The organism is Micromonospora ureilytica, from assembly GCF_015751765.1.
GTDB classification, from domain to species: domain Bacteria; phylum Actinomycetota; class Actinomycetes; order Mycobacteriales; family Micromonosporaceae; genus Micromonospora; species Micromonospora ureilytica.
The window spans coordinates 1431726-1448805 of record NZ_JADOTX010000001.1 but is presented as its reverse complement, the minus strand read 5'-3'; the positions used below and the strand labels follow the sequence as shown (position 1 = coordinate 1448805).

Sequence of the window (17080 nt, the reverse complement as noted above, 5' to 3'; positions counted from 1 at the left end):
CCAACTCGGCACGGTTAAGGTCAGCTCCGGGGCCGGTGCTGCGAGCGTCTTGCACCCGCTGCACCATCCCCGCCGCAAACACGCCAGCGGACTTCAAGTCATCGTGAGCCGAGCGTTCGAACAGCGCACCCACCCGTTGCACCTCATCGGCCGGCACAACGTCCCCTTGCCCTGCCCGAACCAACACCCCCGCTGACCGGCACCCCGTCAGTCCCGGATCCTCATCCCCACGGTCGGCCAACTGCCAATAAGCGGCTCCACCGCCCAGCAGGGCCAGCAGCACGACGGATGCCGCCGCCACCCCAACCCATCGCCGCGGAGGCTTCGAGCCCGCGGAGGAACCGGTCTCGTTTTCGGAGTCGATCACGCCGAATCTCGTTTCTCGTCTATGAAGGGGTCGGTAAGTTACCACCCGCCGAGCGACCAAAGCCTGCGCCTGCCCGATCACCGAGCGCCAGCAGAGGGTTGGTGGCCGCAACCAGCGGCTCAGCAGCCCGACCCGAGGGTCGTTGACGCCTCCGTGCCTGCCGAAGAGGTCACCACCGAGGATGCGCTGGCCACCGCGTCGCGGGTGGGATCGGTGTCTCAGCTGACGGGGCTAACTTCTGTTCCGGCGGGCGGAACTGCACGGCCGGCATCAATGTAGGGAAGACCTGGCCTGGTGATGAGCGACGACCCGTGACCCCAAGGATCTTCGGACGTGCTGCGGTAGCCTGCGTCCGGTGAGTGCTCTCTGTGATGGACGATCCGGGCCTTAGACAAGCCAGATCTTCCCAGATCAGAGGGCACTTCTCGTTCCTGACCCACGATACGGCTTGCCCTCACTGAGGGGCTGAGGCCAACCTTGTCGGCCGCAAGCCAGCAGGATAAATCGAGACTGGCAGATGGGACCAGAAGGCATGGGTACCCCCGTGATGATCCGACAGGCCACGCCTGTAGATGTCGAAGGCATAGTCGAGGTGCACACTCAAGCGCGCACCGCCTACTACATCGCCGGAGGAATCAGCCCCGACGACCTCGCCGACCCGGCGCAGACGCAGCAACGCCATGACGGGTGGGCCCGCGCCATCCACTCACCGGGCCGGGTGGTGAAGTGCGCCACTCAAGACGGCATGGTCGTCGGCATCCTGAGCATGGGACGCCCAAACTCGCCGACCATAGACGCCCGCACGGTGGGCCAGCTCTACCAGATCCACGTAATACCCAGCCATTGGGGCAACGGCATCGGCGCCCGCCTGCACACCAGCTTCGTCGACTACCTCACGGACTCTGCCCTGCCGACAGGACTGCTTGAGGTCTGGCAACGCAACACCCGCGCACAGTCCTTCTACAGCAAACTCGGCTGGAAGCCCGACGGCAACCGCCGGCCCGGTCCAGATGGCATCGACTGCGTCTTCCTACGGCTCGCCGCAACTGCGGCGCGCTGACCACCGCACTCAACCATACGGTGGCCAGGACAATGGACGGACACTTAACCGGCTACATTTGTCGATCTCGAACCCCCTTCGAGCACTGCGCGCTGACGCCCTTGCCCTGGTTCAGGCCGGCGAGCAGTCGGTCAGGGCGTGGGAGGCGCGCCCGCACCGTCGCTGGTGATGAGCAGCGACGGGCCACCTTGACGAGGTCCGGCAGTTGCGCAATGGCGTCGGCCTTGATGCGCACGCGACGTCTGCCGACCACCTTGCGTCTATGCGGCCCTCTGGTGCCGGTCCGGCTGACCTTCACTTGCCAGCCGAGTGCGGCAGAAGCCGGATCACGACTAGGCGACGCCAGGGGTGGGGACACCGGGCCGAGGCGCTAACGGATGGTGAAGGTCAGCGGGTTCGAGATGCCGAGGCCGCCGTGGGAATCGTGGACCCGCACGGTGAAGGTGGACGACGTGCCGGCCGACAGGGCCGTCTGGAACTGGTAGCGCTGTCCGCTTTTGGTCGGCGTAACGGCCAGCCGGGTTGCGCCGAGGTAAAGCTCCACCCGGGTGACGAGGTCCCCGGGATCGGTGTCGGCGACGTCGGCGACCAGCGTGACGGTCGTCGGTTCGAGGAAGTAGGTCTGCCCGCCGGGGGTGCTCAGCGCCGCCGCCGGCGGCTGGTTGGTGCCGGTGGACGCCGGCGTCACCACCGTGACCAGCAGCGGCGGCGCAGCGCCAGGCAGCGACTGGTCGGTGCCGGCCGAGACGTACAGCACGAAGGTGGTGCTGGTGCCGGGCTCCCCGATCGGTGGTGTCCACAGCGCTTCGTACCGGTCACCGGTCGTCCTCACCCCCCGGGCCGCCGTGACGCCGTCCACCCGGAACGACACCGAGGTGATGCTGTGTCCGCCTCCCACGGTCGCGGTCGCCGCCAGCGGGACGGTTCCCGGCGTGGTGTACACCGCGCCGGCGGTCGGGCTGAGCCAGGTGACGATCGCCGGGTAGTCAGCGACCGGCGGTGTGGTCGTCCGGGTCGGCGTCACGCTGGGCAGGACGCCGCCGGTGCACGTGACGCCGTTGAGCGTAAACGACGCCGGTATGGGGTTGCTGCCCGACCAGGCGCCAACGAAACCGATGTTCGCGGAGCCAATGGTGCCCAGGGTCGCGTTCCAGCCCAGATTGGTCGCGCTGACCTGCTGGCCCGCCTGGGCCCAGGTGGCGCTCCAGGTTTGCGTGAGCCGCTGGTCGACTGCAGGGAACGCGAACCGCAGCGTCCACCCGTTGACTAGGTCACCCAAGTTGGTGACCGCGATGTCGGCGTGGAAGCCACCGGTCCACTGGCTGGTGACGACGTAGTTCACCCGACACCCGGCCGCCGTGTTCGCCGCACTGGCGTGTGAGATCGCGGCCATCATCGCGACCATGGCAACAGCGATGGCGGCCACAGCAGTCAGCGACTTCCGCATGGCACACCTCGCCGTAGATAGCTGGACGTCTATGAATAAGTCGACTGTCCTGCTGCTCCGCCTTCCTGTCAAGGCACGCACGGCAGTCCTGCCGCCGGCAGGACAACGGACAGCCCGCCCATGGCTGATCGGTAGCGGCCACAGCGCCGAGCAGGCAGAAGAGTGGATAGCGCAGCTTCCCGCCTGGACCGCGACTGACCGCCAGGTCCTGGACGACTTCGCGTGCGGCGCCGGTACGCACATCACTAATCCAGGGATGGCAGCACCGTTGGAGCCGGGCCAGGCTCCGAGGAGCCCGCTCATCGTCAGCGAGCCCCCGAAACGGCTCAACCGGGGCCCAACAGTTAAGCCGCAGTCGCGCGGATCGCGACAAGCGGCCTTTGGCGAGCTGTATCGCGTCATCAAGCCGGGCGGCTATCTGGTGACCGCGTTCAAGGCCGGCAGCAGTCAGGTCCGACGTGCGGGCCGCAGCGCCAATCTTGGTGTCGAGTTCGACCTTTACTGGCAGACCCCGCAGGAGATGGAACAAAACGTCACGGACGCTGGCTTCACCACCGTTTCTAGGGCGGCGTCCCCGCCGATGGGCCGGACAGCCCCGCGCAGGGGTATCTGCTCGCCCGGAAAGCTGTTGCTGATTCACCACGTTGACGCGCATACCCTCAACTCGGCGCGACCGGACGGCTTCGGCGTCACAGCCGGTTACTCACCGCGACGCCCCGTCGGACATGATCGGATGTGTCGGCGCATCCAGTACCGTCCGGGCTGTGGCAGCCAGAGCAGCGGGAGCGTTTCGTCGAACGCCCATCGAGCGATCAGACCAACGGGTCGCATGGGACCGGACAGACCAGGCCTTCTTCGCTGCCGGCGCCTGTCACATCCTCGCCTGGGCTTGCCGGGACTTCTATCCAGACAGGTCCATCGACATAACCGCGATGCGCCTCCCAGGCCAGCGGCACGTCATCCACACCTACGCGGCCTGGGACGCTTGGGCGTTCGACCACTCAGGCTGGAATCCCGAGCTCCAACTGCTGGCGGTCAACACGAACTTCGAAGGCCAACCGCTCACGCGCCTCAAGATCACGGAAGGTCTCGCTGAGTTCTGCCAGAAGCACCACCACCGCATGCCGAACCAGTACTGGCATGACCCGCGACCCCGCGCCCGCGACTACATCGGCCGACACCTCCCGCCCTGGACATAGCCGTACCGGGCACTCGCACCGGCAACGCACACTTACCGAGCGGGCACCGGCCGTTTACACGCCCGAGCGGATGGCAGGGATCGTGGTGCAACGACCACGAGTAAACTGCCCGAGTTGGCTGAGCACGCCGGAAGGACGCCATGAGTTGGGACGTTCTTATCTTCGACGCCCCAGCCGACGCCAGGTCGGTTGACCAGCTTCCGCAGGACTTCAATCCGCCGCCGTTGGGAACCGGGCCGGATGTCAGGCGGTGGCTACTTGAAACCCTTCAGGACCTCGATCTCTCGGATCCTGAGTGGGGGCGCTTGGTCGGCCCGACTTGGCACATCGAGCTCAACATCGGGTCGCACGACCCCGTTGATTCGATCATGTTGTACGTGCGTGGAGGCGGCGACGACGTTCTGGCCGTTATCGCGCGGATCGTCGCCTCGGTTGGTGGTCGCGCTCTCGACATCTCGACCGGCGAGTTCCTAACCGGCGAGCCCACTCAGACGGCTGGATGGCACGGCTTCCAGCAGTACCGGGACCAGATTCTTCGCGGCAGCTGACGCCTGCAAGTCCGGGGCAACGCAATCGTCACCAATAAGTGGCCCGTCCGCCGCTGCGATGCGCGAGCGACCCGCAACCAGCGCACGCCAGTCCCGCGGAGCAGGCAGCCCCGGGCGTGCCACCGCGGACCGCATCGGACTGTGGAGCTGAAGTTGTTTCTGCAACTGGCGCTGAGCGACTACCGTCAGCGCGTGCTCGGTCCCACGATCGTCTTCGACACCTCCGGTCCGCTGGAAAGCCCGCTCACAGCCGAGGTTCTGCGGGAGGTGGAGGCGCAGCTTGGACGCAAGCTACCCGCTGCGTACATCGACCTGGCCCAGCGACACAACGGCGGGGTGTTGGCCCGTGGCGCCCACCCCTCGCCCAGCCGAACCTCGTGGTCCGCAGACTATGTGGCTGTGTACAGACTGGCGGCCATCGGTCGGACTGCTTCCTTCAGCCTGTGCGGCGAGCTCGGGAACGCGTTCTGGATAGCGGAGTGGGGCTACCCCGACATCGGCCTCTACATCGCAGACTGCCCCTCAGCGGGCCACGACATGATCGCCCTCGACTACCGATTCCCTGGCAAGCCGACAGTCGTACACGTCGACCAGGAGTGGAACTACCAGATCACGGTCATCGCCCGCGACTTCGAGACGTTCCTAGGCGGCCTCGTCGACGAAACCGAGTTTGATGGAGACGATTGATCGCCCGCTCGGCACCCGCACAGCGACCCTGAGTGCAGAGTGCGCGCCCGCCACTGGCGCCTTCGGGTTCGCCGAAGAGGTCTCCAAACTGAAGGGCCTGGTCAGGGCGCTGCCCGTGGGATCGGCGTCTCAGATGACGGAACCGTGACGGACTCCAGCAGGCTCGCCCGCAATGCTTCACATCGATCTACAGCAGACCTACAGGCGTGGCGTTAGGCGAACCGAGACACCTACCAGGCGACATCGAGCGCTGTCGACTACATCGCAAGACCGCAGAGCACTCCGCGGGAAACAGGACGCCGCGCCGACTCTGACCTGCGGCAACGCGGAGCCGCAGGTCGGGGTGGGTGCGGTTGAGCGCCATTCGATGCCGTTGGACGCAGTTCAAGGCCGTTCAGGACAGCCCGCTGCTCCCAACCTGCTCCCCCAAACTGGGTTCGCACCGGGCCGCCCACCGATCGTGAGCTGTCAGGTCGGTGCGTTGGTTGGCAACAGCGCTGACTCCGGCAGTCGCATCGGTCGACCGGGGTAGCACGCCCACGGTCGCCGGCCTTGTCAGCGGCATGACAGCGCACCTGATTCTGGTCGCGGTCGTCGATTTCTCGACGCCCGGCGCCGTGACATGACACGGGCACCTTGACCCGCAGGGCGCTGCCCTGACTAGGGTTCGGGTATTCCGTCGGGCCACCAGGTCGTCTCGTCCCGCTTAGCCCCGGTGAGATCAGCGCCGTCTAGCAACGCGCGGGTAAAGTCGGAGCCCCGCAGGTCCGCATCGCGCAGGTTGGCGCCGGTCAGGTTCGAACCTGTGAACCGGATATGCCACAAGACACCACCGGACATATTCCCGTTGCGCAGGTCGGTTCCGCTGAGGTCGGCGGTCAGCCATTCGATTGGACTGACAGCGGCGGAGTTCCAGCGACAGAGCACCGTCAGCGCGGTCTGGGCATCCGGTCGGCGGACCCGCAGCGGAACGTCCTCGGCCGGTACCTGTTCGTCGCCTGGCGGCCACGGCGACATCGACCGAAGGTAGGCGGCGAGGACGTTCACAATGTTCGGACGGTCGTCGATCGACTCGCGAGCGATACGGTCGAGCGCGTAGATGCCGCCGATCCGCACGGTCGTGTCAACGTTGGCGAGCTGCTCGACAGCCCTGGTGTATCGGTCGGTTAACTGCCCCTCGCGCTGCACTGTCAACTGCTCACGAGTGGCGGCCGCCGAATGCTGCAGTTGGCGCCACGCCAGGACCGCGCCGGACAGCACGGCAACAGCGCCCAACGCCTGCAGAATCTGTCCGCGGATCGCGTTGACACTCGATGCGCGGTCGACCGGCGACATGACGTCGACCCTTGCAGCGCCGACGTCGACGGTCAGCAGCCAAGCCGGAAAGACGGTGACTACCGCGACCGTGCCCAGGGCTGCAAGCCCGAGGACCGCGACGCGCCAACGAGGCGCCATGGTCTGCCTCCCCTCAACCGTGCACACCGTATCGCCGCAATCGTCGGCTGCACCTACAGCGGTAGCCCATCCAGGCCGGGTTCCTTGGCGCCAAGCCTCAGCACAGCGTCCCGACCACCGCATACCTTGAGGCCGTGCACACCCTCAACCGCCAACTGATCGACACCATGGGGCGGCGGGTCGATGAGCTGGAACGCCGCGGCGGGCTACATCCGCTCATCGGCCAGATGAGGATGCCGAGGGTCGTACCGTTCCGCCATGCCGACCGCTTATATCACCGTTGCTTAGACGGAACCCTGGGGACCCGGCTGAGGTGTCGAGCTCCGTTCGGTGGGCGTCGTTCACCGGCCGTCGAGTTGCTCGCGTACCAGAGCGGCGATGCGGGAGAGCGCGGCGCCGAGGTGGCGTTGCTGTGCAGCGCTGAGTGGGTCGAACACCAGTTGCCTGACCCGCTCGACGTGAGCTGGGGCGCTGTCCTCGACTTTATGCAGTCCGGCGTCAGTCAGGGTCGCGAGGGTGTACCGGCCGTTGTTTGGGTCAGGGCACCGGGTGACCCACCCCTGCTGCTCGAAACGGACCATCAGCTTGGACAGCCGTGGTTGCGTGCTGTCGCACTGCGCGGCCAGGTCGCTGAGCCGCATCGTGTGCGTCTCGGTCATGGACAGCCGAGCCATCACGCTGTACTCGAAGTTCGAGATGCCCTCGTCCCGCTCCAACTGGCGGTCCAGCAGCGTGGGCAGCCCGATGACCACGGTGCGCAAGTCCTGCCACAGCTTCTGCTGCTCGTCGTCGAGCCATCGGGGGGTGCCGGTCATACGCGCAGCTTACTTGACTGGGCAACCCTGGCACCCAGATGCCCTTCGCTGCTCAGAGGCAGGCACGGACCCGGCCGGCCTCTGTGATGCCACGCACCTTGACTTGCCTAGGCAAGTCAAGCACACTCGCTCACAGTTGCCCAGGCAAGTGCGGCGGCGGCGCGGCGTCCGGAGATTCCCCCGTTCGCCACGGATCCGACAGCCCGGAACCATGAGGAGAGTGCAGTGAAGGCTATTCGCTACCACGAGTTCGGCAGCACCGAGGTCCTGCGCCAAGAGGAGGTGGAGCGTCCGGTCCCCGGCGCCGGCCAAGTGCTGGTGAAGGTGGTGGCCACCTCGTTCAACCCCGTCGACGACCACATCCGGCTGGGTGTCCTCGCTGAGATGATCCCCACCCCGCTGCCGATCACCCCCGGCCTCGACGTCGCGGGCACCGTTGCCGAGCTCGGCGACGGAGTCAGCGGACTGCAGGTCGGCGACCCGATCATCGCCATGTTCCCGCTGCACGAGCACGGCGGAGCCGCCGAGTACGCGGTCGTGGCCGCCGACCTGGTGACCGCCGCGCCCCGCAGCATCCCTCTGACCGACGCCGCCTCACTACCCCTGACCGGGCTGGCCGCACGCCAAGCAGCCGTCGAGCTCGCCGGGATCAAGACCGGCCAGACCGTTCTCGTCATCGGGGCAGGCGGCGCGGTGGGAAGCATCGTGGTTCAGCTCGCCGTCGAAGCCGGCGCGAAGGTGACCGCCGTCGACGGCCCCCAGCATGCCGACCGTCTGAACGGCTACGGTGCGGAGAAGGTCGTCGACCCGCTGGACCTCGACGCAGGCCCGGCCCCTGTCGGTGGCCCCTTCGACGTGGTGGTGAACCACGTACGCCTGGCTCCCGAAAACCTCGCGAAGCTGACCCCCTACGTAGCCGACGGCGGCATCGTCGTCAGCTCCGCCGGCCCGGTGCCGGCCGACGAGGCACGCTCGGTACGCACAGCCGGCGTGTGGGTCGGCCCCGACGCCTCCCACCTAGCCGACCTCGTCTCCCGCATCGACAACGGCGTACTCAAGCTGCACATCGCCGACCGCCGACCGCTGGAGGAGCTGCCGACCATCCACCAGGATGCAAGCAACGGCAAGCTGCTCGGCAAAACACTCATCGTCGTCGCCTGACGCCACGTCCACGTCCGCCATCGAAGCCCCTCTTTGGTGGTGGACGCCGACACTGTCTGCGGGAGATCCGGATACTCGATCAGCGTGAGAGCCGGACGCCGGGATGGCCGGATGCGCTGCTCCCCGCACGACGCGTCAGGCCCGGATCCGCAGGTAGAGAAAGCAACATCGCCTGACGAGAGGAACGGATGGCTTGCCGGCAGGGATGATTGGGGTTGTCGAGACTCAAATCATCTGTTGTCGGGAAGCACCCGTTCGGCGAAGAGGATACGTGGTTTGGCAGGCCGGGTGAGGACGCTCAAACGCCGGCCCCGCCTTGTAGAGGGGCGACGCCATCGTAGGCACCGGTGACGGTCCTGAGGAGCTCGACATTGCTCGGGTAGGTCGCCGAGAGGAGTTCGCGTATTACGGGTTCACGGTCATAGTCGTCGGCCAGACGTAAGCCGAGGATGACGTTGGCCATCATGCCGGCGGCGAGGATCTGACTGGCTTGTTCGGGTGTGAGATCGCCGCGGTTGACGAGCACTCGGTAGACGCGGAGGAAGCCATCTCTGGCGAGTGGCCCGATCTCCGGATCGGTGCCGGCGGTGAAGGCGTGCGCGAGGCAGAGTTGCAATCCCTGCTCCTTGAACAGTTGAAGGTAGGCGACACCGATACGCGGTGCGAGGTCGCCAGGTGCGTCGTCGTCGATCGTCTGCTCGAACACCTCGACCACTCTGTCGAGCGCGTGCTCGATCGCGGCTCGGATGAGCGCGTCTTTGCTGCCGAACAAAGACACCACGTAGGGCTGGCTCACGGCCGCCTCGCGGGCGATGTCTGCCGTGGTGGTTGCGGCGAAGCCCTTGCTGCCGAAGATCCGGATCGCCGCAGCGAGCACGGAAGCGCGTCGCTGGGACGAGGAGATTCGTTTCTGGCCCATGGTTGACATGTTATCAATCAATCAATAACCTTCGCGATGAGCTGCCGATCGGCCGCCTCGGCGGGAGCACCGGCGATCGCGGCGATCGGCTCCAGCCGTGCTTTCTCATGTGCAGTGTCACGTCGCGGATGCTGCGGCACAGCTCGCCGATGGGGCGCGACACTGTGCAGTCCGGCACGATGGGAGGACCCGGGTATGGACGTGCTGATGTTCGCCACCGTCGCGGTGCTGGGGTTCACGGCGTGCGCCGAGTTCGGCTCCTATGCTTTTGTGCATCCGGTGGTCAAGCGTCTGGCGCCGCGTGACCACATCCTGGTCGAACAGGGTCTGCTGCGTACCTTCGGGATTGTGATGCCGGTGCTGATGACGGCTTCGCTCGTGCTGGCTATCAGCTACGCGGCCCGCCCTGATGGGGCGGGGTTGCCCGAGGTGTTGCGTTGGGTCGCGGCCGCGACCTGGGCCACGGGCATCGTCACGACCGTGGTCGTGAACGTGCCGATCAACCTGTCCACACTGCGCTGGGACAAGGATTTCCCTCCGGAGCGCTGGCAAGAGCGCCGTAACCGCTGGGAGTGGTTTCAGGGATACCGTTCGTGGGCCTATCTCGCGGCCTTCCTGCTCGTCGCCCTCTCAGTCGCCACGGTCGGCTGAGAGAGTGCCGGGTTAGCCGTTGGCCGAGTGAAGTGAGTTGACGGGATCCGTTGTGGTGTGGGGGATTGCAGAAGCGGATACCGGACCAAGTGCGACCGGCTTGCCGACGGTCAGTCGCGGCCAGTACCCGCCTGGCTTTTGATGCGGTGCCCGTGGGACGAGGTGGCGTGGTCTTCGTGGTCGTCGTCTACCTCGTAATCTTCCGTACCAGGACGGCCCGTCATGAGGCGCCTCATGACACGTCAGGTCAGGAGTTCGCGGGCCAGGGCCTCGGCCCACCAGCGTTCGACTTGATCGGGTTGCCAGCCGCGTTCGCCGGTCAGTGTGGTGTAGACGTCGATGTTGCAGATCGCCGCGTAGATGTCGACGGCCGACGGAATGCCCAATCCTTGCCGGAGAACGCCGCCCGGCCACGACGAGAACACCTGGATCCTGGTCTCGTCCCCCTGCTGACGGCCGTCGCGGTAGGCGGTCGCCAGCGCGGGCTCGGTGCGGCCCGCCTCGCGTACGAGCGCGATGAGGTCACCGGCGCGCTCGAAGAGGCGCCGGTCGTAGCCGGCCATCGCCGCGAGTTGCCGCACCGGATCGTTCTTGGCCCCTTCCAGTTCGGCGAGCGACTGCGATGGATCTGCGGCGATGTCTGCTGCGTCGGCCAGGGCCTGGATCAGACCGGTCTTGTTCCCGTACACCGCGTAGACGGTCGGCACCGAAACCCCCGCCTCCCGTGCCACGTCACGTACCGTGGTCGCCGCCCAGCCGCGTGAGAGGAACAGTCGACGAGCGGCGCTGGCGATCTCACCCCTGGTCTCTGCCGCTTGCGCCGCCCGTCGCAGTGATTCGTACCTCCGCCTGCCTGTCTCGTCGGTCATGGTTTGCCTCTTTCGGTTTCCGGGCCTTATATTGAATATATGCTGCGTAAACTCGGTGTCGGAAACACCTGGACGTTCTCGCGGATCGCCGGACTCGCCGGACTCGGCTTCGCCATCCTGATCGCCTCCACCAACGCCTTCCTGGTACCAGCCGGCCTGCCCCACACCGGCGCAGAAACCAACGACGTTGTCCAGTTCTTCACCACCCAACAGGACACCGTCGGCCTTGCCTCAGCACTCGCCCCGATCGCCTGGGTGCTGGCAACCCTGTTCGGCGCCGGCGCGGTCTCCGTGCTGTGGCGAACCGACCGCGAGCACGGCACAGCCTGGTCCCTGGTCGGATTCGCCGGGGTGATCATGCAGAACATCACCTTCACCGGCGTGATGGCCACCCGGCTCGCGCTCGCGTCAACGACCGCGCAGGACAGCAGCACGATCGCCGGCCTCTGGGCACTACACAACGCGCTGTTCGTCTTCAACGGCACCTTCCTGGCACTGGCCATGACCGGCCTGTCCATCAGCGGCCGACGCGCCGGCCTGATCCGCCGCTGGCACAGCGGGATCGGTTTGCTTGCCGCCGCACTCCAGTTCGGCTCGGCCGTGCTGAGCCCCCTGGTCATCGACGACCCCGGTACGGTCAGTCTCCTCGGCCTTGCCGGCTGGCTGATCTGGGTCGTGTGGATCATCGCCTACAGCATCACCCTGATCCGCCTGACATCCGTTCCCATCCAGGCGATACCGCATAGCCGACGCACCGGTCCCGTTGAGTCATTTCGATCAGACCATCAGCAGGCCGATCTACCCGACGGCCAGCGTCGCCATCCAGCACAGCAGCGCGTCGAACCGCCGGAGAGCGCGCAGGCATAGACATCCGTTCATCGGCATGCGGACACCGTTCTGCTGCCGCCGCGAGGCGCCAACGCTGACGCCTTCGGACCCGCCGAAGAGGTCACCATTCAGGAAGCCCTGCTCAGAGGTTCGCCAGTGGGATCTGGGTCTCAGCTCACGGGATCCGTACCGACGCCACCGCGGCTCCAGTCAGGGCCGCCGAAGTCGCTGACGAAGGCGGCTATGTTTTCGGCCCGCCGGTGCTGAGTCTCGCTGAGGCTGCCCGCGTCGTCGTCGACCAGGCTTTATCTGCTCGTCGTGCGCAAACCGATGGCGAGGTGACTCTCGCGGCGATGCCACCCGGCCGCCTGCCGTGCATCGGCTATCGTTCGCAGGTGTCGACGATCGAGCCGTATCGCATCTCCGTCGAGCCCGAAGTGCTTGTTGACCTGCGTGAGCGCATCGGCCGCACGCGCTGGCCGCAGGCACCGCTGGAGCCGGGGTGGGAGTCCGGCACCGAGCCGGGTTACCTGCGCGAGCTGCTGAGCCAGTGGCAGGATTTCGATTGGCCGGCCTTCGAGAAGACGCTCAACGAGCTGCCGCACTACCGGTTCGAGGGTACGCATTTCATCCACGCCCGCGGCCGGGGGCCAGACCCGCTACCTATCGTGCTCACCCACGGCTGGCCCGGCAGTTTCCTGGAATACCGCGACCTCATCCCGCTACTCACCGAGCCCGACGACCCGGCCGACGCTTTCGACGTGGTGGTGCCGTCGCTGCCCGGGTTCGGGTTCTCCGACTGGCCGGTATCCCCGGGCGTGGTCAACGCCGTCGTCGCGGACCGCTGGCATCGGCTGATGACCGAGGGCCTCGGCTACCGCACGTTCGCCGCCCACGGCAGCGACCTCGGCGCGGGCGTCACCACGCAGCTCGCCAAGCTGCATCCGAGGAGTGTCACCGGCATCCTCCTGAGCGCCACGGCGATGCCGCGGCCGCAGCCGCCGTGGAGCGACGCGGAGCAGCGGTACCTCGCATGGATGGACGATTGGCAAGCCGCCGAGGGTGCTTATGCACATCAACACGCGACGAAACCCCAAACCTTGGGGTACGGGTTGACCGACTCCCCCGCCGGGCTGGCCGGCTGGATCGTCGAGAAGTACCGCGACTGGTCGGACAGTCACGGCGACGTCGACGCACGGATCGGCCGTGCGCACCTCCTCGCGACGCTCACGCTCTACTGGGCCACGGGCACCGTTACGCCGTCGATCCGGATGTACTACGAGCATCGCCGGCAACCCACGCCGGTGACCGAGCGAATCCCGGTGCCGGCCGGCTTCGCGCTCTTCCCCAACGAGTTCGTACCGCTGCCAAACCCGCCGCGTGAGCTGGCCGAGCGTTTCTACCAGGTCGAACGCTGGACCGAGCTGCCGCGCGGCGGACATTTCCCGGCTATCGAGGAGCCGCGGCTGCTCGCCGAGGAGCTGCGAGCGTTCTTCCGCCCGCTGCGCACACAGTCTGACCCGTTCGCGCAGCGCTCTGACATCAACTGATGGCCAACGCTGACCAGATGGTGAGGGCCTCCGCCGAGGAGGAAACTCGTCGGTATAACTCACCCGATGGATGCCATCGCCGCACCGCTGAAGCCGCACCAACAACGGATCGCGACATCTCGTCGAACTCAAGGAGGTGTCGGTACTGCTGGCCACGCTGTCCGTTGCGATCACGGTCCGCGGCAGACCGTGCACGGGTTCTCGGGCACGGTCGCGGGACCTAGGCTGTCGTCGCCGGTCTGGCTGAGGCACTTGGGGTTGCGGTGAGTTTTGACCTGTACGTCTGGCACGAGGACCAACCAGTCACTGCGGCCGAGGCGCGAGTAAAGCTGGAGCGCTGGGGCGACGGCGCACAAGAAGTGTTCGCCGCGCATCCCGCCGTAGGGCGGTTCTATGACGCACTGCTCGACCGCTTCCCACCGCTGGAAAGTCTCGGCGATGATGACATCGACCGGCTCGGAGTGTGGAGCATGACTCCCGAGCGTTCCGACGCGATTCTGAACCTCTCGTGCATCTGGTCGCGAGCGGACGAGGTCGGTGCCGCCGTCCTGACGCTCGCCGCCAAACACGGCCTGATCTGTTACGAACCGGGCTACCACGTCATAAACCCGAACGCGCCGGGCCACGCAGCGCTCTTTACGCTCTCGTCGGAGAGCTTGCCGACGATCCCCGACCCCGACGCGCGGCGACTGGAATGGATCATCGGCAAAGTCGGCAAGAACAACAGCTACGTGATCCTCGAACGCGCCGACGGATGGTTCGTCCAGGTGGGCTACGGCGACGCTGCCGGAGTACCCGCCGGGACATACGCACTGGAATATCAGGAAGGTTCCAACGACCGACACTTCCGCTGCCAGACCACCGACCGTGAGGCAGCCCTACGGCTCATGCAGGAATTCCGAGCCGGCGATGGGAGGTGGAAACGCCGTCACCTGTGGGAACCCCTCTGACCAGGCCCACAACTGTCCATCCAGCCGTCACAGATGTCCGGACGCGTATGCCCTGCAGAGTCCCACCGCACTGAGGCCCGCTCGGCAGCATCGCGGTGCGCCTCGATCACGAGCCTGAAGGCGCGCACTTCTCTCGGCATGTGCGGACGCCGCCCTACCGCCTTCGCAGGGCGCCGACGCTGACGCCTTCGGACTCGCCGAAGAGGTCAACCCCGCCAGGAAGGCGCGGGGGCGGTTGCCACACACAGCGCAGGCAGAACCCGCGCCGACGGCTGGGGGCGCTACTGCCGTTCCATGGACTGACGTGCCCCCCATCCCCGGGCCTCGAGGTGAAGCAGCCGGGCGGCGTCGACCCTGGCGGCGCGCAGGGCACCGGCTGAGCAACGCCGTGCGTAGGGGTTACCCGCGCTATCCGGAACACCGACGCAACCGGACTGCGGTGGCCGCGCATGTCGTACACATGTACGATGTGCGACTTTTGAAATCTCCGCCTAGCCTGCGTGGTGACCGCCGCCGCGCCATTGGCCGTGGATTCGCGGCGGCGGTCTATTGCCCACTCCAGGTATTCGAGAAGGAGCAACGTGACAATCCTAGTAACCGGAGCGACCGGAAACGTGGGTCGCCAGGTGGTGGCCCAACTGGTCCAGGCCGGGCAACCGGTGCGGGCGATGACCCGCCAGCCGCACCCGGGTCGGCTGCCGGATGGGGCCGAGGTGGTCCAGGGAGACTTCGAACGTCCCGAGACCTGGCGAGCGGCGCTGGACGGAGTGCAGTCGGTGTACCTGTTCCCCTTCGTGTACACCGCGCCCGACCATGGGTTCGTCGATGAGGCGGTCAAGGCCGGCGTCACCCGGTTCGTCGTGCACTCCGCAGCGGCGGCCGGGTTCGCACCCGGAACCGGAGGCGACGGCGCCCTCGGGCGGCACCTGACCGAAGAGCGGGAAGCGCACCGCGGGTTGGAACTGCTGGTGGAGGCCTCCGGCGCAGAATGGACCCATGTGCGGCCGGGCCTGTTGGCCGCCAACGCTCTGCAGTGGGCCGACCAGATCCGGTCCGGACGGGTGGTGCGCGGGCCGTACGCGTCCGCTGGCTATCCGGTGGTCCACGAGGCCGACGTCGCCGATGTGGCGGTCGCGGCGCTGCTGACCGACGACCATGTCGGTGCCGCGTACACCGTCACCGGCCCGGTGAAGGTCTCGCAGGCGGAGCAGGTCACCGCGATCGGCGCCTCCATCGGCGTGCAGGTGCGATTCGAGGAGCTCGATCCGGCCGAGGCGCGCAGGCAATGGCTGCGCGACGGCTTCGATGAGGAGACCGTCGACTGGATGATTGCGCTGCTCGCCGACGCGGTCGACGGGACGGGAGCGTTGCCGCCGACGGACACCTATCTGCGGGTGACGGAGCGACCACCGCGCACGTTCGCCCGTTGGGCCAACGACCATGCCGCCGACTTCCGGCCGGAGGAGACACGATGACGATTCTGGTCACGGGTGCCACCGGCATGGTGGGCCGACACGTCGTCGCCGAACTGGTGAGGACCGGCCACCGGGTCCGCGCACTGACGCGGACGCCGTCGGCGGCGAATCTTCCGGACGGGGTGGAGGTCGTCGGCGGCGACCTGACGGACCCGCCGTCCCTGGAGCCGTCGTTGAACGGCGTCGAGAGGATGTACCTGTTCTCGGTCGGACGGATGGCGCGTGACGTTGTCGCTGATGCGAAGCGGGCCGGCGTGCGGCGCATCGTCGTGCTGTCCGGGGCGCTGGCCGACACCGATGACAGTGAGGACGGGTACCTGGCGGTCGAGCGTGCGGTCGAGGATTCCGGTCTGGAGTGGACGCACGTCCGGCCCGGGGAGTTCGCCGCGAACTGGCTGGACTGGGCCCCGGCCATCAAGAAAGGTCGGGTGGTTCGCCGCCCGTACGGGGCTGCGGTCACCCAACCCACCCATGAGGCGGACATCGCCGCGGTCGCCGCGAGGGTGCTCGTCGAGGACGGCCACGCCGGCCGGACCTACACCTTTGCCGGCCCCGAGGCGCTCACCACCGTCTCGCAGGTCGACGCGATCGGCACTGCGATCGGTGCCACGGTGCGATTCGACGAACTCGATTCGGCCCAGGCCCGAGCCGAGTGGATCAGCAACGGCTATCCGGAGGCGTTCGTCGACTGGATCTTCGCCATGTGGGCGGAATCCGCGCATGCCCCCGCCCCGACGAACCAGGAGTGGGCAGACATCGTCCCGCGCCTGACCGGCCGACCCGCGCGGACATTCGCGCAATGGGCCACCGACCACGCGACCGACTTCCGGTAGACCGTTCATCGTGGGGCATGGCGCCCCGTCCGGGCCACCATGCCCCACACGACCGTCAACCCAGCACGACGCGCGACGAACGCTCCGCGCAAACATCCTCACCTCGGCATGAGCGGACGCCGCCCTACTGCCTCTGGGGGTGCCAAGCTGACGCCTTCGGATCGCCGAAGAGGTCTCCAGCCTGAATGGCCTGCTCAGGACGTTGCACGTGTGATCGGTATCTCGAATGACGAAACTGTGGCGGACTCCAGCAAGCGCACCCGCAA

16 protein-coding genes are annotated in these 17080 nt (G+C 66.9%); 10 read left to right on the top strand and 6 right to left on the bottom strand.

Annotated elements, in window-relative coordinates; genetic code table 11:
- Nucleotides 1-899: 899 nt before the first annotated feature.
- Nucleotides 900-1427, top strand: a complete 528-nt coding sequence (locus IW248_RS06330) for a GNAT family N-acetyltransferase (RefSeq protein WP_196926096.1) — start codon at nt 900-902, stop codon at nt 1425-1427.
- A 370-nt stretch (nt 1428-1797) separates the two neighbouring features.
- Here IW248_RS06330 and IW248_RS06325 read toward each other — a convergent pair whose 3' ends face one another.
- On the bottom strand, nt 1798-2955 hold the full coding sequence (locus tag IW248_RS06325; protein WP_196926095.1) for a cellulose binding domain-containing protein: 1158 nt from the start codon (nt 2953-2955) through the stop codon (nt 1798-1800).
- Nucleotides 2956-3875: 920 nt separating this feature from the next.
- On the bottom strand, nt 3876-4016 hold the full coding sequence (locus IW248_RS06320; protein WP_196926094.1) for a hypothetical protein: 141 nt from the start codon (nt 4014-4016) through the stop codon (nt 3876-3878).
- Between the two features lie 197 nt (nt 4017-4213).
- Between IW248_RS06320 and IW248_RS06315 the strand changes: the two genes are divergently transcribed.
- Both IW248_RS06315 and IW248_RS06310 read left to right on the top strand, forming a co-directional pair.
- Entirely contained in the window at nt 4214-4621 is a 408-nt protein-coding gene (locus tag IW248_RS06315) for a hypothetical protein (RefSeq protein ID WP_196926093.1), read from the top strand.
- Nucleotides 4622-4813: 192 nt separating this feature from the next.
- Entirely contained in the window at nt 4814-5308 is a 495-nt protein-coding gene (locus IW248_RS06310) for an SMI1/KNR4 family protein (RefSeq protein ID WP_196930068.1), read from the top strand.
- Nucleotides 5309-5968: 660 nt separating this feature from the next.
- Here IW248_RS06310 and IW248_RS06305 read toward each other — a convergent pair.
- Both IW248_RS06305 and IW248_RS06300 read right to left on the bottom strand, forming a co-directional pair.
- Complete coding sequence (locus IW248_RS06305; protein WP_231396203.1) at nt 5969-6763, bottom strand: pentapeptide repeat-containing protein; 795 nt, start codon at nt 6761-6763, stop codon at nt 5969-5971.
- 341 nt (nt 6764-7104) lie between these two features.
- Nucleotides 7105-7578 (bottom strand): MarR family winged helix-turn-helix transcriptional regulator, encoded by a 474-nt coding sequence (locus IW248_RS06300; protein WP_196926092.1) that lies wholly within the window; start codon nt 7576-7578, stop codon nt 7105-7107.
- A 225-nt stretch (nt 7579-7803) separates the two neighbouring features.
- Between IW248_RS06300 and IW248_RS06295 the strand changes: the two genes are divergently transcribed.
- Nucleotides 7804-8739: an NADP-dependent oxidoreductase gene (locus IW248_RS06295; protein ID WP_196926091.1), complete on the top strand. Its 936-nt coding sequence runs from the start codon at nt 7804-7806 to the stop codon at nt 8737-8739.
- 298 nt (nt 8740-9037) lie between these two features.
- On the opposite strand, the gene IW248_RS06290 is transcribed toward IW248_RS06295, so the two are convergent.
- On the bottom strand, nt 9038-9658 hold the full coding sequence (locus IW248_RS06290; protein ID WP_196926090.1) for a TetR/AcrR family transcriptional regulator: 621 nt from the start codon (nt 9656-9658) through the stop codon (nt 9038-9040).
- A gap of 195 nt (nt 9659-9853) precedes the next feature.
- Between IW248_RS06290 and IW248_RS06285 the strand changes: the two genes are divergently transcribed.
- Nucleotides 9854-10309 carry an anthrone oxygenase family protein gene (locus IW248_RS06285; RefSeq protein WP_196926089.1) on the top strand — a complete coding sequence of 152 codons (456 nt, stop codon included), beginning with the start codon at nt 9854-9856 and terminating at the stop codon, nt 10307-10309.
- A 242-nt stretch (nt 10310-10551) separates the two neighbouring features.
- Here the strand turns inward: IW248_RS06285 and IW248_RS06280 are convergent, their stop codons facing one another.
- The gene (locus IW248_RS06280) at nt 10552-11178 is read right to left on the bottom strand and encodes a TetR/AcrR family transcriptional regulator (protein WP_196926088.1); all 627 of its coding nucleotides are present in this window, start codon (nt 11176-11178) and stop codon (nt 10552-10554) included.
- Between the two features lie 39 nt (nt 11179-11217).
- On the opposite strand from IW248_RS06280, the gene IW248_RS06275 reads away from it, so the two are divergent.
- The 5 genes from IW248_RS06275 to IW248_RS06255 all read left to right on the top strand — a co-directional run bounded on the left by IW248_RS06275 (nt 11218) and on the right by IW248_RS06255 (nt 16814).
- Entirely contained in the window at nt 11218-12045 is an 828-nt protein-coding gene (locus tag IW248_RS06275; protein ID WP_196926087.1) for a hypothetical protein, read from the top strand.
- Between the two features lie 356 nt (nt 12046-12401).
- Nucleotides 12402-13556 (top strand): epoxide hydrolase family protein, encoded by a 1155-nt coding sequence (locus IW248_RS06270; protein WP_307787788.1) that lies wholly within the window; start codon nt 12402-12404, stop codon nt 13554-13556.
- A gap of 263 nt (nt 13557-13819) precedes the next feature.
- On the top strand, nt 13820-14506 hold the full coding sequence (locus IW248_RS06265; protein WP_196926086.1) for a hypothetical protein: 687 nt from the start codon (nt 13820-13822) through the stop codon (nt 14504-14506).
- A gap of 581 nt (nt 14507-15087) precedes the next feature.
- On the top strand, nt 15088-15981 hold the full coding sequence (locus IW248_RS06260; protein ID WP_196926085.1) for an NAD(P)H-binding protein: 894 nt from the start codon (nt 15088-15090) through the stop codon (nt 15979-15981).
- Nucleotides 15978-16814 (top strand): NAD(P)H-binding protein, encoded by an 837-nt coding sequence (locus IW248_RS06255; protein ID WP_196926084.1) that lies wholly within the window; start codon nt 15978-15980, stop codon nt 16812-16814. Before IW248_RS06260 ends, IW248_RS06255 begins: the two co-directional genes overlap by 4 nt.
- The last annotated feature ends 266 nt before the right edge of the window (nt 16815-17080 follow it).

Excerpts from the sequence above, each read along its gene's own strand:
- IW248_RS06275 (WP_196926087.1), top strand. The coding sequence starts at position 11,218 with ATGCTGCGTAAACTCGGTGTCGGAAACACCTGGACGTTCTCGCGGATC.
- IW248_RS06330 (WP_196926096.1), top strand. The coding sequence starts at position 900 with ATGGGTACCCCCGTGATGATCCGACAGGCCACGCCTGTAGATGTCGAA.
- IW248_RS06290 (WP_196926090.1), bottom strand. The coding sequence starts at position 9,658 with ATGGGCCAGAAACGAATCTCCTCGTCCCAGCGACGCGCTTCCGTGCTC.
- IW248_RS06255 (WP_196926084.1), top strand. The coding sequence starts at position 15,978 with ATGACGATTCTGGTCACGGGTGCCACCGGCATGGTGGGCCGACACGTC.
- IW248_RS06280 (WP_196926088.1), bottom strand. The coding sequence starts at position 11,178 with ATGACCGACGAGACAGGCAGGCGGAGGTACGAATCACTGCGACGGGCG.
- IW248_RS06320 (WP_196926094.1), bottom strand. The coding sequence starts at position 4,016 with ATGCCAGTACTGGTTCGGCATGCGGTGGTGGTGCTTCTGGCAGAACTC.
- IW248_RS06305 (WP_231396203.1), bottom strand. The coding sequence starts at position 6,763 with ATGGCGCCTCGTTGGCGCGTCGCGGTCCTCGGGCTTGCAGCCCTGGGC.
- IW248_RS06285 (WP_196926089.1), top strand. The coding sequence starts at position 9,854 with ATGGACGTGCTGATGTTCGCCACCGTCGCGGTGCTGGGGTTCACGGCG.
- IW248_RS06315 (WP_196926093.1), top strand. The coding sequence starts at position 4,214 with ATGAGTTGGGACGTTCTTATCTTCGACGCCCCAGCCGACGCCAGGTCG.
- IW248_RS06300 (WP_196926092.1), bottom strand. The coding sequence starts at position 7,578 with ATGACCGGCACCCCCCGATGGCTCGACGACGAGCAGCAGAAGCTGTGG.